The sequence below is a fragment of the Sinosporangium album genome (assembly GCF_900100605.1).
In the GTDB taxonomy this organism is placed as follows: Bacteria; Actinomycetota; Actinomycetes; order Streptosporangiales; family Streptosporangiaceae; genus Sinosporangium; species Sinosporangium album.
This window is the reverse complement of the sequence record NZ_FNCN01000036.1, coordinates 48,951-62,497: the sequence shown is the minus strand read 5'-3', so window position 1 is coordinate 62,497 and position 13,547 is coordinate 48,951. Positions and strand designations below refer to the sequence as shown.

At 65.2% G+C, this 13,547-nt stretch carries 16 protein-coding genes; 8 read left to right on the top strand and 8 right to left on the bottom strand.

Annotated features, from left to right (window positions below; genetic code table 11):
- Positions 1-238: barstar family protein (locus tag BLQ73_RS26145; RefSeq protein ID WP_176955692.1), on the bottom strand; the 238-nt coding region annotated here is incomplete at its 3' end.
- Positions 239-579: 341 nt separating this feature from the next.
- On the opposite strand from BLQ73_RS26145, the gene BLQ73_RS26140 reads away from it, so the two are divergent.
- Positions 580-2,376 carry an RHS repeat-associated core domain-containing protein gene (locus BLQ73_RS26140; RefSeq protein ID WP_093174412.1) on the top strand — a complete coding sequence of 599 codons (1,797 nt, stop codon included), beginning with the start codon at positions 580-582 and terminating at the stop codon, positions 2,374-2,376.
- 471 nt (positions 2,377-2,847) lie between these two features.
- On the opposite strand, the gene BLQ73_RS34720 is transcribed toward BLQ73_RS26140, so the two are convergent.
- On the bottom strand, positions 2,848-2,973 hold the full coding sequence (locus BLQ73_RS34720) for a hypothetical protein (protein WP_275936323.1): 126 nt from the start codon (positions 2,971-2,973) through the stop codon (positions 2,848-2,850).
- Between the two features lie 788 nt (positions 2,974-3,761).
- On the opposite strand from BLQ73_RS34720, the gene BLQ73_RS26135 reads away from it, so the two are divergent.
- Positions 3,762-4,154 carry a toxin C-terminal domain-containing protein gene (locus tag BLQ73_RS26135; RefSeq protein ID WP_093174410.1) on the top strand — a complete coding sequence of 131 codons (393 nt, stop codon included), beginning with the start codon at positions 3,762-3,764 and terminating at the stop codon, positions 4,152-4,154.
- A complete protein-coding gene (locus BLQ73_RS26130) occupies positions 4,123-4,611 on the top strand; it encodes a hypothetical protein (RefSeq protein WP_245691420.1) in 489 nt (162 codons plus the stop codon). Before BLQ73_RS26135 ends, BLQ73_RS26130 begins: the two co-directional genes overlap by 32 nt.
- 428 nt (positions 4,612-5,039) lie before the next feature.
- On the opposite strand, the gene BLQ73_RS26125 is transcribed toward BLQ73_RS26130, so the two are convergent.
- Both BLQ73_RS26125 and BLQ73_RS26120 read right to left on the bottom strand, forming a co-directional pair.
- A complete protein-coding gene (locus tag BLQ73_RS26125) occupies positions 5,040-6,449 on the bottom strand; it encodes an MDR family MFS transporter (protein ID WP_093174408.1) in 1,410 nt (469 codons plus the stop codon).
- 356 nt (positions 6,450-6,805) lie between these two features.
- The gene (locus tag BLQ73_RS26120) at positions 6,806-7,462 is read right to left on the bottom strand and encodes an LmbU family transcriptional regulator (protein ID WP_176955691.1); all 657 of its coding nucleotides are present in this window, start codon (positions 7,460-7,462) and stop codon (positions 6,806-6,808) included.
- Between the two features lie 522 nt (positions 7,463-7,984).
- Between BLQ73_RS26120 and BLQ73_RS26115 the strand changes: the two genes are divergently transcribed.
- Positions 7,985-8,773: an AfsR/SARP family transcriptional regulator gene (locus BLQ73_RS26115; protein WP_093174404.1), complete on the top strand. Its 789-nt coding sequence runs from the start codon at positions 7,985-7,987 to the stop codon at positions 8,771-8,773.
- Positions 8,774-8,956: 183 nt separating this feature from the next.
- Positions 8,957-9,292, top strand: a complete 336-nt coding sequence (locus tag BLQ73_RS26110; RefSeq protein ID WP_093174418.1) for a hypothetical protein — start codon at positions 8,957-8,959, stop codon at positions 9,290-9,292.
- 26 nt (positions 9,293-9,318) lie between these two features.
- On the opposite strand, the gene BLQ73_RS26105 is transcribed toward BLQ73_RS26110, so the two are convergent.
- Positions 9,319-9,633, bottom strand: a complete 315-nt coding sequence (locus tag BLQ73_RS26105; RefSeq protein WP_245691418.1) for a helix-turn-helix domain-containing protein — start codon at positions 9,631-9,633, stop codon at positions 9,319-9,321.
- Positions 9,634-9,754: 121 nt separating this feature from the next.
- Between BLQ73_RS26105 and BLQ73_RS32820 the strand changes: the two genes are divergently transcribed.
- On the top strand, positions 9,755-10,198 hold the full coding sequence (locus BLQ73_RS32820) for a hypothetical protein (RefSeq protein ID WP_176955690.1): 444 nt from the start codon (positions 9,755-9,757) through the stop codon (positions 10,196-10,198).
- A 92-nt stretch (positions 10,199-10,290) separates the two neighbouring features.
- A complete protein-coding gene (locus BLQ73_RS26095) occupies positions 10,291-10,842 on the top strand; it encodes a class IV adenylate cyclase (RefSeq protein WP_093174400.1) in 552 nt (183 codons plus the stop codon).
- Between the two features lie 99 nt (positions 10,843-10,941).
- Here BLQ73_RS26095 and BLQ73_RS26090 read toward each other — a convergent pair whose 3' ends face one another.
- Positions 10,942-11,649, bottom strand: a complete 708-nt coding sequence (locus BLQ73_RS26090) for an endonuclease/exonuclease/phosphatase family protein (RefSeq protein WP_093174398.1) — start codon at positions 11,647-11,649, stop codon at positions 10,942-10,944.
- Positions 11,650-11,823: 174 nt separating this feature from the next.
- On the bottom strand, positions 11,824-12,480 hold the full coding sequence (locus tag BLQ73_RS32815; RefSeq protein WP_176955689.1) for a GntR family transcriptional regulator: 657 nt from the start codon (positions 12,478-12,480) through the stop codon (positions 11,824-11,826).
- A 220-nt stretch (positions 12,481-12,700) separates the two neighbouring features.
- Here BLQ73_RS32815 and BLQ73_RS32810 point away from each other — a divergent pair, with 220 nt between their 5' ends.
- A complete protein-coding gene (locus BLQ73_RS32810; protein ID WP_176955688.1) occupies positions 12,701-12,919 on the top strand; it encodes a hypothetical protein in 219 nt (72 codons plus the stop codon).
- Positions 12,920-13,009: 90 nt separating this feature from the next.
- Here the strand turns inward: BLQ73_RS32810 and BLQ73_RS26080 are convergent, their stop codons facing one another.
- A complete protein-coding gene (locus BLQ73_RS26080; protein WP_093174416.1) occupies positions 13,010-13,507 on the bottom strand; it encodes an NUDIX domain-containing protein in 498 nt (165 codons plus the stop codon).
- Between the last annotated feature and the right edge of the window lie 40 nt (positions 13,508-13,547).

The window sequence follows — 13,547 nt, the reverse complement described above, 5'->3', positions numbered from 1 at the left end:
GCTTTTGACTCTCCGAAAACCCACGCCAAACGAGCTGAAATCCTATATCGCCGGCGCGAATTCCGCGCAGGCAGTCGTCGAGGGCATCCAAATTCGAGCCATAGTATCCTCCAGGCCCATTCACAGCCTCACCGAGAGCACAGTGGAAGCTGTACTCGTTGGCAATTTTATCGCCGTCTATCTCACAAACCGCTTCCCTTCTGTAGCGCCTTGCTCGATGATCGGCAGTGAACCACACCTGCTGGACGACATGCAGCCAGCTCTGATGCGCCTCCGGCGGGTAGGTCCGACGACGACTACCGGCCGACATCGTCCACCGCCACGATCCCCGCAGTCGAAGGCGCCCTCGCCGGCACCTACACCTTCACCACCGGCTACGACAAGGCTGGCAACGTAACCGCACAAGGCATTCCAGCCGCAGGCGGACTATCCGCCGAAACCCTCACCCTGACATACACCGACCAGGGTCTTTCCAACGCGCTGACCTCCAATCTCGGTGGCACCACCACCTACGTCAAAGACACCTTCTACTCTCCAACCGCACGCCTCACCGAGCGCCGCTACGGCCCGGCCGGGCAGGTGCGCCGAAACCACGCCTACGAAACCACCACCGGCCTGCCCTCGCAGGTCACCACCCTCACCAAAGCGGACGCCGCCAGCCCTGCCACCAGCCAGGACGACCGCTACACCTACAACGCCGCCGGCAACATCACCCGCGTCCTGGACGCCGCCTCCGCCATCCCCGGCACCACCGACGGCCAGACCGAGTGCTACACCTACGACGCCCGGCTGCGTCTGGCCACCGCCTTCACCACCACCGGCGCGACCTGCGCCGCAGGCCCCGACAGCCACGGCCCCGACCCCTACAGCCACACCTACGCCTACGACGCGGTCGGCAACGTCACCGCCCTGACCGACGGCACCGCCACCGCCACCTACAGCTACCCCACCAGCCCGGCAGCGGCCCGGCCCAACGCCGTCACCTCCATCACCCGCCCATCCGGCACCGACACCTACAGCTACGACAACGGCGGCCACCTCACCGCCCGCAACGTGAGCGGAACCGCCGGCACCTTCACCTGGGATCCCGCCGGACGGCTCGCCTCCGCCACCATCGGCGGCCAGAGCACCAGCATGGTCTACGACGCCTCAGGCGAACGCCTCATCCGCCGCGACCCCGGCGGCAAGACCACCCTCTACCTCGGCGGCACCGAACTCGAACTGTCCGCCGGCACCGTCACCGCCAAGCGCCACTACACCGCAGCCGACGGCACCTCCGTCGCCATGCGCGAACCCGGCGGCCTCACCTGGCTGCTCCCCGGCCTGCACGGCAGCACCCAACTCGCCGTCGCCGACACCCCCGCCGCCGCGGTCTCCCGCGAACGCCACCTGCCGTACGGCAAACGCCGAGGCGGCGACGACCTGCCCTTCACCGACCGTGGATTCCTCGGCAAGACCGAAGACGCATCCACCGGGCTCACCTACCTGTCCGCCCGCTACTACGACCCCGAGATCGCCCGCTTCATCAGCCCCGATCCGCTGCTCGACCTGCGCATCCCCCAATGGGCCAACCCCTACAGCTACGCCGGCAACAACCCGATCGGCATGTCCGACCCCACCGGCCTGCGTATCGACACGGGCAACCGCAAGTCCGACGCCACCTTCGCCAAGACACATCACCCCAATGGCGCCAAGAAATCAAAGACCTGGCTACGCGCGGAGAAAAAGCACAACGCATACCTCAAAAAGCAGCGGGAAAGAGCTGCGCAGCAAAAATCAGAGCGGGAGGCAGTCCGCCGTCGACTGATCGAAAAAGACCGCAACTATGACAGGCGAAACAGGCGAGTTCATGACAATTCGCCGGAGGCGCGCAGAGAGCGCTTCAGAAGGTCTGTGCACAAGTCGGTGAATGGGTTCTTTGCGACTGTATCGGGAATGTTGGATAGTATTGCTTACCCGGGTAGTAGTCCATCAGCAATAGAAAAGATCAAGAAGCGAAACGGATACCAGTGCGGCTGCTCTCTAGATCGTAAGGCGCACGCAAAGGGTGTGGCGACAGGGCCCGATGTAGCTATGACGCTTATTGGTGGTGTCAGGGGTCCGGGACCCGGTCGTGGTCGCCCTCCCCTGAAGCAGCTGCATCCTGACAGTTCATTAAATAAGAGTTCGCTGGATTATTGGTCTAAACAGAGGACCGCTGATATAGTCGACTCGCTGTCACCACGCGCCACAGAGCCGCTGACTGCAAAACCGGACGGGACGATTATGCAAGGAAATACAAGGGTCAGGATTTTGAGGGATCGCGGCTATGACGTAGATTCATTACCACGCGTAACTCACAACCCACGCCTTCCCGAAGACGGATTCTGGGACTAGTGGCCATGGAGGCAGGTAGCGCCGCAACTGAGATTCTCGAGTCCGATCGCAGAAGTGAGTTTCTTGTAAGACTAAGCTACTGGGTTGCGGTCTCGACTAGGTCTGTATATCGACCCGATCAGGCACTTCGTGAATCCGAAAAAAATTTGCTCGTTGGAGCAAACGAAATACTTCTCATGCTTTCCGCTGAACTGAGAGCAGGCTTGGTGGAAGATGTCCACACACGCCCAGGCAGAGAGTTGATAAATGCCTTGAGAGGCGTGTCCGAGATGTACGAGTGCAATTCCCATCTAGCGTGGGCAATGGAACGGAGCATAGCCGAGATAAGCTAGGATTTCCGACGGCCATATTTGGCGCCGACACTCATAATGTCGGCGCCAAATAGATTGCCTATATTGCGGCAAAGGCAACGGCGGCTTCTTTCTGCCTGGTAAGGCACTAGCCTATAACACGATCACGTTCGAAGATTCTTCAGCCGTCGCCAGCAGCCGAGAAAACAGGCAAGTGAGAAAAAGCGTCATGCAGTTCGAGGCGGCGTTCCCAGCGAACCGCCAGACGCTTGAACTGGTGCAGCAGCGCCAGGGTCTGCTCGATCACATATAGAAGCCTGCCCATACCGCCGATGTTCGGTTCACCCTTGCGGGAGACGAACGGCGTGACCCCCCGATTTCGCAGCTCCCGCCGCTGGAGATCGGAGTCGTAGCCCTCATCCGCGAGCAGCGCCGCAGGGCACCTTCGCGGTCGACCGGGCCTGCCCGCCACCGGCGGGACGCCGTCGGTCGGAAAGACACCTCAACTACGATCTTGTCCAGCTGGCCATCCATGGGACCTTACGCCTGGGACACCGACGGCCTGTGCGACGACATGCGGTCGGTGGTGGCAGAGGTCGTTGCGAGTCTCCCTCTCGCCGTCCAACAGGACGGCACTATCGGGGCACGCCTTCTCACGTTCCACGCGAAAGCAGCAGATCGGACTCACGTCGCCTATATGCCGGACACCACCTGGCCAGTAGGCGGGCACCCGCCAGGCTCATCCCGAGACTCCTGATACGCCTCGGTTTCGATGTCACCCGAAAAGCTTTCGACACGTCATCAGCGATTCACTTGCGTTCGTCTTCCCGATCCCCACCTGATGCCTCTTACGACACCTTTTCCCACATCGCTTACCACAACGGTCTTCAGCCAATGCGGCAGTGGGCGGTTTGAAGCCTTCCCCCGCAGGACGACTCCGAAGGGCCACCATCCTTCATCTTCCACGCAGCACCGCATCAAGAAGCTCTCCCTACATCAAGCCTCCCTCAACGTTCGTGACACACACCAGGGGCTTCTCTGCTTCAAGGGCGGTTCTTTAGCATCGTGATCATGTTGTGACGTGCCCTTCCCTCAATGGGGATGAAAAAGGCTCACTATGTACTGGCGGGTACCACACCGGTCCTCGTTCACAACAGCAACTGTGACCTTCCCAAGGGCTATACCTCTTCCCCTGCGCTCAAGGGTGACCCCTACCATCCGGACTCGGTGGCTAAGCGCAGTCGGCAAAACCGAGAGGTCTACGCCAAGACCGTGACAGATCGGGCCGGTGCACTTGGGTATAAAACAAGAATTCCCGCGCAGAAGGCGCCGTTCAATTCGCATGGCCAGGTCGTCTTCTTCAACGGAAAGAACTACATCACGCCTGATGTCGATGGCCATAACGTAACGGATGACTGGAAGATGTTCAACCGTAAAGGGCAACGGATCGGAACCTATGACCCAGATCTCAACTACCTCAAGGAATGATGGATTCTCCATCGAATTGATCAACGACCCGGTTCCGGAAGGCGCGACCTCGTCATCCTCCAAGGCTGTCGCGAGGATCAGAATCGGCAGCTTCACGGAGACATTCCTGATGGATCTGAGCTTCTGGTCTATTGATGAATACCGTCGAAGCTGGGAGAGTGCGCTGGAGGAAATCGAAGGTTCCGAGAATGCGACCTCTTGCCTCATTGCTTCGATCACTGATCCCGCCGTCAGTAATTTCATCTCCTGCTGGCCAATTTATCGAGACGGGGATGTGATCCACATCCAGAGTCCGCTCATCATCCTGGATGAGCTCGATGAACCGTTCGACCCGCGAGAGCCGTGGCGGTACGTAGAGCCTCACCGTCAAGTCGACGAGGACGGGAATCGAATCTCCGAGTGGGTGACGACCGCGTCAGCGATACGGCAGTTCCGTGAGTCCGCCTGGGGCTTGTGAGGGCACGCAAGCGCAAACATGAAGCCCTGGACCGTGGCGGATTCCAACTGTGCGCCCAGCATAGGCACGCCTGGGAGTGAACCCCATTTCATCCTCGCGCGACCCGGTGATTCTGAAGAACGCCGACGGCCTTGCACATGTGTCCGGCCTGGCCAGAGCTGCAGCGGAGCCTCCAGAGGATACGCCAGCTCTTAAGCTGCGCGTTCACCCACTCACCCGGACCGCGAAGACGCGCATGCGACCGGTCGGTCCGCCTCTGCGACTCCGGCTCGTCCCTCCTCTTTGTAAGGAGCGGCCGATCGGGCTCTTGCCCTCTGGTACGCATTGTCCGCGAGCACGGGGATCCCCGTTCTCTCCAGCTCGCGCAGAAGTCCCCAGGCGCGGGCGGCCGTCAGAATCAACAGGCATGCTGGCAGCCCGGTTGATGTTCACGAGCGGTGGTCGAATTTGCGGGGCATGACCAGCACCGCGAGGACGCCGAGGACGGCGAGGACGATGAGGGCGAGGAAGACGTTGTGGACGGAGGCGGCGAGGGCCTGCCGTACGGCTTCGCCGCCGCCGTTCTCCAGGGCTTGGGCGGCGTCGTCGATGGAGGTGTAGCCGGTGCCGTCGAGGTGGGCGGCGAGGGAGCGGTTGGCGACGGCGGCGAGGACGGAGGCGCCGAGGGCGCCGCCGGCGAGGCGGAAGAAGAGGACGCTGCCGGTGACGGTGCCGCGTTGTTCGCGGGGGACGCCGACCTGGGCGCCGATGAGCATGGAGCTGGAGACGAGGCCGAGGCCGGCGCCGTTCACGAAAGTGCACAGGCCCGCGTAGACGAGGGGCGAGTCGGCGTCGAGGCGGGTGAACATGAGGGCTGAGATGCCGATGAGGACAAGGCCGGCGAGGGCGGTGTCGCGGAAGCCGATACGCATGTAGAGGCGGCCGGACAGGCCGGAGGCGAGGGGCCAGCCGATGGATTGGACGGCGAGGGCGAAGCCGGCGGCGATGGCGCCGGCGCCGAGGACGGCCTGGGCGAAGGTGGGCAGGTAGACGGCGGGGCCGATGAGGATCATGCCGACGATGAGGCCGCTGAGGAAGGCGCTGAGGGTGACGCGGTCACGCCACACCCACGGGGGGATGAGGGGTTCGGCGGCGCGGGTCTCCCACCAGCCGAAGGCGACGAGGCTGGCGAAGCCGGCGATGGCGAGCAGGTAGGACGACTCTTGGAGGCCGAGCATGGTGGCGACGACGCCGACCATGAGGAGCACGGTGCCGAGCAGGTCGAGGCGGTGGGGGCGCCGCTGGAAGGACTCCTTGAGCCAGAGCGTCACGACGACGATGGCGGCGACGCCCAGGGGGAGTTTGATGAGGAAGATCCAGCGCCAGGACACGAGCTCGGACAGGACGCCGCCGAGGGCGGGGCCGATCAGGGCGGAGACGCCCCAGACGGACGAGAGGAGGCCGCTGATACGGCCTCGTTCCTCTAAGGGGTACATGTCGGCGGCGAGCACCTGGGTGATCGGCTGGATGGCTCCGGCACCGATGCCCTGGATCGCCCGGGCCAGGATGAGCACGGGCATGCTCCAGGCGACCCCTGCCAGGAGGGAGCCGATCAAGAAGATGCCCATGCCGATGATCAGCAGCGGTTTGCGCCCGTAGACGTCGGCGAGGCGGCCATAGATCGGGGTGAACACGGCCTGCGTGAGCATGTAGGAGGCGATTACCCACGGGAACAGGGAGAACGAGCCGAGGTCGCGCACGATGGCGGGCACGGCCGTCGCCACGATGGTGGCGTCGATCGCGGCGAGCGCCGCGCTGAGCATGAGTCCGGCGACGACGGGGGCACGGCGGTTGATCATGCGCGGTCTCTCTCGATCGGCTCGGCTGAGCCCGCGCGAGGGAGAGGGCGTGCGTCATCGTCGGGGCGCATGAAGGCCACACGGGAAGGCCGGTTTCCCCACCCCCACACGGACCTCGTCGCCGAAGCTCGGGGGCGGGGGTCATGTGGCCAAGCCAGTTTACCTATGTGTGGTAACGCGTGTGCGGAGGGGGTGATCGCTCCCGCCCAGAGCGTACGGCACAGCCTGAAAAGCCCGCCCCCGCCGTACATCTCCCCCGTGCTGGACGCGCGCTCAGCCCGTGGGGGGCGAACGGTGCGGGCGGCCCCGCTCGACGACCGTCACGCCGTCGATCGCGGTGGCCGGCCCGCCCGTGTTCAGCCCGCCTGCCTCACGGGCAGGGGAGCCGGTTCCGGCGCCGCCTCGCGGCGGGCCGCCTCGTTGAGGACCTCGACCATCCACTCGCGCAGCTCGCTGTGGGTGCGCTCCGCGGCGTCCTGCCAGAGCCGCTTCTGCTCGACGGCGATGTCCATGCGGATCTGCACGACGGCGGTGATGGTCATCGGCACCAGGCCGCGGTCCCGCCGGATGTGGGTGCGCAGGGTGTTGCGCGACCAGCCGTGCTGTTCGGCCCGGTCGAGCCACATGTCCTGGAGGTGGTCGGCGAGGGCGGCCACCTCGGCGTGGTGCTGGAAGCTCAGGGCGGGCCGCCGGCGATGTTTGAGGAACCGGCCGGCGATCCACGCGTAGTTCCGTAGCGTCTGGTAGTCGAGCGCGGTGTCTTCGATGGCCCGCCGGTATCGGTCGGGGTAGACCTCGCGCCCGTAGACGAGCCAGTCGCCGAGCCACCAGGTCGACGAGTCGTTGATGCAGGTGAGCTGTCGGCCCACCCGTTTCCAGTCCTCCAGCGGCATCCGCTCCGGGAGGGACAGGGAGGTGCGCCTGGTGAGTACGGCCCCGTCCAGCGAGAGCCGTTCGGCACCGGTTGGTCCTGATGGCGTGGTGCTCAGCGTTGAGAGTCTCGCGTGAGACATGAATCCTCCATGCCGCTATCCGTCATCTGTTGTCATGACACATGCACCGTGAGTCAGCAGAAATAGGTGAACACCAATCCCCTCCCCCGTTGATGACGACGGAACGTCATAACAATTGCTGTCGGCTAGCGATTGGGGCTTGCCCCGGCCCCTGTCAACACGTGCCCCCGTAAGAGCCTCCCCGACGGCTCCACAGCAACGCCACAGAATCACCACATGCCCCGTACGACCCCTCATTCGTCCAAATACTGCGCGACCAAGTACACCCGGCACCCGAAAATCCGTATACGGTGCGACCGAAACCCGCCCGCGCCTGTGAATCGAGCAATCCGGCCCAGAGAATGGAATCGCTGTCAACAGAGACACTGCCGACCGGGCACGAATCACGCGGAGATTTACTCATAAATCCGGGCAATCATCTCAACCGGATCAGGAATCGCCCCGTCACCCCATCGCCTGACGCCGGAGAGCATCAAATGGTTGACATAAAGTCAATAATGCCTAGATAATCCTGGTGCGTGGATGCCATCCATCACGGGGGAAATGATGGGGGATATCGTGGGCGATCTCAACATCAACATTTTAGGATCAGTCGCCATCCAGCACGGCGAACACGCGATAAGCGTCAGCCCCCCCAAAGCGCGGGCTCTTCTCGTCATTCTCGCCATTCGCTCCCATGAAGTTATCTCCAGGGACGAGTTGATCGACGCGATCTGGGGTCACCGCCCTCCCTCCGCGGCCAGGAGCAACGTCCACACCTATGTCACGGCGCTGAGACGTCTCCTCACCGGAGACCTCCTGGTCACCACCCCTCCCGGCTACCTGCTCAGGCTCGGCCGCGAGCAGCTCGACTCCCGCCGCTTCGAGGCCACCTTGGCGCAGGCCAGAGGCAGGCGTACGGCAGGCGAACACGAGCCGGCGCTGCGCCTGTACGACGCCGCGCTGGCCCTCTGGCGCGGCGCGTCGATCCTCGGCACGCCGGGGCCGTTCGCCGAAGCCGCGCGGGCCCGGCTCGACGAGCTGCGGCTCATCACGCTGGAGGAGCGGGTCCACGTGATGCTGGAGCTGGGCCGCCACACCGAGGTGCTGAGCGATGTCGCCGCCCTCGCCCGCCACCACCCCTTGAACGAGCGTCTGCGCGGCCTGCACATGCTCGCGCTCTACCGGAACGGGCGGCAGGCCGACGCCTTCCACGTCTTCGAAGACACCCGCCGCGCCCTCGCCGAGGAACTCGGCGTCGAGCCGAGCCGCGAACTGCGGCGGTGGCACGAACGCATACTCCAGGCGGACGCCGGCGCTATCGGCCTCTGACCGTCACCCGGCCCGCAGAACACGCGACCATCGGACAACAAGGTCTCACCATGAACGGGCTGGCTCTTTAGCCGGAAAACACGCATCCCAGTTTAGAGCGAAATGTGCTCTATAGTGCGCTCCGGCGAGCACATCAAGCCAATAGGGTATTTCAGGATGACTCGGATAGAGGTCCGGATGCAGATGAGCGAGACCGATCCACATGTGCACATCGAGCAGAAGGTGATGCAGGCCGGTGCCGACTACCGCAACCTCATCGCATCATCGTTGGGGCGCGCGGCCGACGCGCCGAGTGTCGTGACCACCGGTTGTGGACTCCAGGTGCGCTATGCGATGACCTCGCCTCATCCGGAAAGCGTCACCTGTCTCGCCTGTCGAGAACACGCTCATCGGGAGTACCTGCGCTTCGCCGAGCAGGTGGAGAACCTGAGCCGGATGCCTGGCGCACCCGTCACCGGTGATCAGGCGGCCAAGGTCGTGCAATGGGCACGGGACCTCGCAAGGAAGTTCGTCGGCTAGTACGCAGATGCCGACGACCGCTGCGATCAGCTAGGGCCACGACCGTAATGAAAGTACGTGACTCCTCCGCCTCCTGCCTTGAACGCCTTGTCCAGGCGGCGCAGGGTGGCCTGCCAGGGGGAGAACGACCAGCGGCCCTGCCCGCCGGGGTCGCCGGCCCGGATGTGCTTGAGCTCGGCGGACTGGTCGCCGTATCGGACCGTCACGCCCGCCTTGCGGTAGGCGGTGCGGCGGTGCTCCAGCGCCGCGTTGTACAGCTCCCGGTGGTCCTCCAGACAGGCGGCGAGCGCGATCTGCCGGTGCCAGGTCGGGCGCATCAGGAACTTGAACGACCTACGCACGGCCACCACCCCCGGACGGCCGCCCGCACCCCGTCCCGGTGCGGCGCCGCACCGCCTGCGCGGACACGGCACCGGCAGCGGAGCAGGACCGCGACCGCGGTGCGGACGGTCGGGAACGCGGATGCGGGACCTCGACGCGAGGGTGGCGGGAGGTCGACCCTTCGAACCGGTCGACCGCAAACGGCGGCGGGTTCTCCGGCTGCGCCTTGACCAGCGGACGCACGCGGCCGGGCACCACCTCAAGCGCCGCGACCCGCCGGCCGTGCCCGCCGGCCTCGGCACCGGTCCCTTCCTGCGGGCGCGTCCTCACGCGCCCGCGGAGGACCGGGCGGCGGCACCCCGGGCACCGCACGAGGGGGTGGCCGAGGTCGTACGCCGCACCCGGGGAGGTGCGTGCCTGGCGGGTCACCCGGTCATCATGACGCCGCCGCGCATCCGACACGCCCAAGACCGCAGACCTCAGACGCGCGGACCGGACAGGTCAGGGCACGCCCGGGCCTTGGCGGCCCTCCAGCTCCCGATTCCGCCGCCGCCTGAAGGCGACGGTCCCCTCGGGAGAATCTGATGGGGCGGCCGAGGCCATTGCGCATCCGCGTCCCGTCGGTAGACACCTCGATAAGCTACCCGCGTCTTGGAGCCACCGACGAGGGATATGTGATGTTCGAGACGCAAGAGGTCGAGGTCAAATACCAGGTGGCCGATCTCACCGCGTTGTTGAGCGCCTTGGCGCAGCGGGGCGTTCTGCCGGCTTGCGCCGTACGGCAGGACGATCAGGCATACGCGGAGGCGGGTTGGAACTACGGACTCAGCAAGATCGGTGTGGCCTTCGCCAGACTGCGCACCGAGGGCGGCAGGCATCTTTTCACGCTGAAGAGGCCGATGGACAACGAGCTCTCCTGCCTGGAGTACGAGACCGAGGTCGCCGACCGCGAGCAGATGCACCATGCCATCATCGCCATGGGCTTCCGGCCGACTGTGCGCATCGTGAAGGAGCGTCGCACCGCGACATGGGGTGAAGTGACGGTCTGCGTCGACGACGTCGAGCATGCCGGGGTGTTCGTGGAGTTGGAACGCAAGGTTCCCCCGGGCATGTCCGGTGTCGAAGTGCAACGGACTCTGGACGGCTTCGCCCGGTCGCTGGGACTGGAACTGCGCCGCGTGACCGACACCTACGACACCTTGGTGCGCGCCGCCTCCGCCTCCGCGTGATCGGTTAAAACAGGCTGATCGTCCCCGGTCCTATGGGATCTCCGCACTGTAGAGAAGCGGATTTCACCTTGAGTTTCAGCCGGACCGCCGCGTGATCCGTCATTCCGGTGCGTCGTGTCTCATGCAGGTATGCGCAGGAGTCGATGCCGTCGGCCAACGCTCTGCCCACATGCATGTAGTCAAGCGATATCCGTCCCCGGTTCGGCCGATCCAACTATGAGCCTGTTCTCCGGGAAAGCAGGTTTGATGAGCATCAACGAATCCGCGCTTGTCGAGCGTGTCTAGCAGACCGAACTCGAACGGCAGGAAGCCGGAGTGTCGCGGTTGGTGATCAACGGAGATCACGTTGTAGTCGCCGCCGATCACCAAGTGATCGTGCTGATGGATGGGCAGCTCAGCGAGCGCGGCTAGAAAGGAGGTGATGAACGCCTCCTTGCGGCTGGTCTTCGCCTCACTGCGGTCTCTGCTCGGCACGTAGACGCTCACAAACCATGTGGCCGGATCGGTGTCGAGCGCGGCCAGTGCCACCCTGCCGGGCAGGCTTACCCGATCGAACGGCGTGCCCTCGAGGGGCAGGATTGGAACACGGCTGACCAGGGCGGCACCCCGGTCGCGTTCCGTGCCGGGAGTATGTACGACGGCGAAGCCGGCATGTGCGAACTGCTTCAGCAGGTAAGCGGTGCCGTCTCCGGAGCTGGTTTCCGTCAGGAGGAATACATCGTCCGGCTGACGGGAGAGCCAGTGAAGAATCCTTTCGGCGCGACCTCGCGAGGCGGCCCCGATGTTGACTGTGAGTGCTCCCAGCACGGATTACCCTTCATCGCTGTGCCGCTGCACGGACATGAGCATTAGCCGTACGACCTGCTCGGGGTTGATGTCGCAGCAGTCGATCTGGACTTGGCGCCAACCCCGTTCGTGGCGAGCATGGGCCCGGCGACGGCGGGGACGGAGGCGGGGCGGCGCTGAGGCCGACCGGACCGGTCAGGCGGCGGGGGTCTTCCTGCGGCGGCGCTTGGGGGTGGGCAGCGGGTCGGCCTCGGCCTCCTCGGAGGAGAGCACCTCGATGATGCGCCGGCAGACGTGTTCGAGGTGGTCGCGCAGGTGGGTGGCGGCGGCGTCGGCGGCGCCGCGGGAGGCGAGGCGGGCGAGCTCGCGGTGTCCGCCGGCGCCGTGGTCGACGCGCAGGGCGAGCAGGTAGCGCCCGACGGAGTTGCGCAGGTCTTCGATGATCTCGACGGTGGTGGGGTTCTCCTCGGCGTCGTAGAGCTCGCGGTAGAACGCGACCCGCTCGTCGACGAGGGACGTGCTGACGTGCGGTTCGTCGAGAGCGGTGCCGAGTTCGCGGAGGCGGGCCGCGCGGGCCGAGGTCATGCGTGCGATCGACTTGCGGAGGGCGTGGACTTCGAGGAGCACCCGCAGCTCGTAGATCTCGCGGACCTGCTCGACGGTGAGCGTGCGGACCACCGCGCCCTTGTGCGGATGGAAGGAGACCAGACCTTCCGCCTCAAGCTGCATCAGAGCGGTACGAATCGGTATTCGGGATACACCGATGCGCTCAGCCAGCTCTTCCTGGCGAAGATGCTCACCCGGAGCGAGCACTCCGGTGATGATGCATTCGCGGATGATGTCATAGGCCATTTGACCGACGGTCTTGTAACCGCCGGCTGCACGCCCGACCACATCGGCGAACGTAAGCTCTGCCGACGCACTTGCCTTGCGCACCACCATGGGGGTTCCGCCCCTCCGGTTGAGGGTCCTGTCAGGACCCGATCGAGTATCCAGTGTTTGGATACAATCCAAGCACAATCCCCGCGCGCACGCGGACACGCACCCCCTGCGGGGCTCCGGACCGGGGACCTTGAAGGCGCTGAAGGCGCGCACCCCGGCGGCCATCTTGATCACCTCGTCGGGGAGGGCGGCGGACCACGCCGACGTGCGCGACGGGCTGGGACTGCCAGCCAACGGGAAGGCGCGGCCCGTGGTGGCGGCGCGCAGGGCGTTGGAGGACATCCGGGAGGCTTTCGAGATGACCAAGCGGCGGGATCGTTGGGGGACGATGGTGCCGACGGCCCGCTGACCCGCTTGTCGAAGACGCCTGCGGGGTGAGAGTCGGCCTGGTGGGCCGGCCCCTCCGATCTCCACCTGTCCGGCCGCTGTCGGCCAGGCTTCAGCGGCCGGGCATCACGTCGGCGAAGAACCGCTCGGCGATCCGGGTGTGCAGGGGAAACGCCAGCTCTCTCGGCCCGTCGATCAGCATGCGCTCCGACGCCTCCGCCGTGCGCGTGAACGGCGGCAGCTCGTTGGCGTGCAGCCGCGGCCCCAGGCCGAACACCAGCACGGTGCCGTCTGGGGCGCTCAACACGTCGAAAAGGCTCACACCCGCGTCGTCGACCACGATCCCGGTCTCCTCGCGCAACTCCCTGGCGGCGGCCTGCTGCCAGCTTTCACCCACGTCGATGAAGCCGCCTGGTAGCGCGAGCCCGCCGATGTGGGGAGCGACTCCGCGGCGCACCACGAGAAGGGAGTCGTTCACCGGCAGCACCATGAGCGCGACGGGCAGAGGGTTGACGTAGCTGGTGTTCCCGCAGCCGCCGCACGTGCGCGGCCAGGGCAGATCGGAGGCGAAAGCCGTACCGCAGAAGGAGCAGTGGGAGTTCCTGGTCATGCGGTGAGGGTAGGGGAGGCGCACTGGTCGTCGCGTAGCC

Coding starts and splice junctions, on each gene's coding strand:
- BLQ73_RS26135 (WP_093174410.1), top strand. CDS start 3,762: ATGGGGATGAAAAAGGCTCACTATGTACTGGCGGGTACCACACCGGTC.
- BLQ73_RS26130 (WP_245691420.1), top strand. CDS start 4,123: ATGACCCAGATCTCAACTACCTCAAGGAATGATGGATTCTCCATCGAA.
- BLQ73_RS26125 (WP_093174408.1), bottom strand. CDS start 6,449: ATGATCAACCGCCGTGCCCCCGTCGTCGCCGGACTCATGCTCAGCGCG.
- BLQ73_RS26120 (WP_176955691.1), bottom strand. CDS start 7,462: ATGTCTCACGCGAGACTCTCAACGCTGAGCACCACGCCATCAGGACCA.
- BLQ73_RS26115 (WP_093174404.1), top strand. CDS start 7,985: ATGCCATCCATCACGGGGGAAATGATGGGGGATATCGTGGGCGATCTC.
- BLQ73_RS26110 (WP_093174418.1), top strand. CDS start 8,957: ATGAGCGAGACCGATCCACATGTGCACATCGAGCAGAAGGTGATGCAG.
- BLQ73_RS32820 (WP_176955690.1), top strand. CDS start 9,755: ATGCGGGACCTCGACGCGAGGGTGGCGGGAGGTCGACCCTTCGAACCG.
- BLQ73_RS26095 (WP_093174400.1), top strand. CDS start 10,291: ATGTTCGAGACGCAAGAGGTCGAGGTCAAATACCAGGTGGCCGATCTC.
- BLQ73_RS32815 (WP_176955689.1), bottom strand. CDS start 12,480: ATGGCCTATGACATCATCCGCGAATGCATCATCACCGGAGTGCTCGCT.
- BLQ73_RS26080 (WP_093174416.1), bottom strand. CDS start 13,507: ATGACCAGGAACTCCCACTGCTCCTTCTGCGGTACGGCTTTCGCCTCC.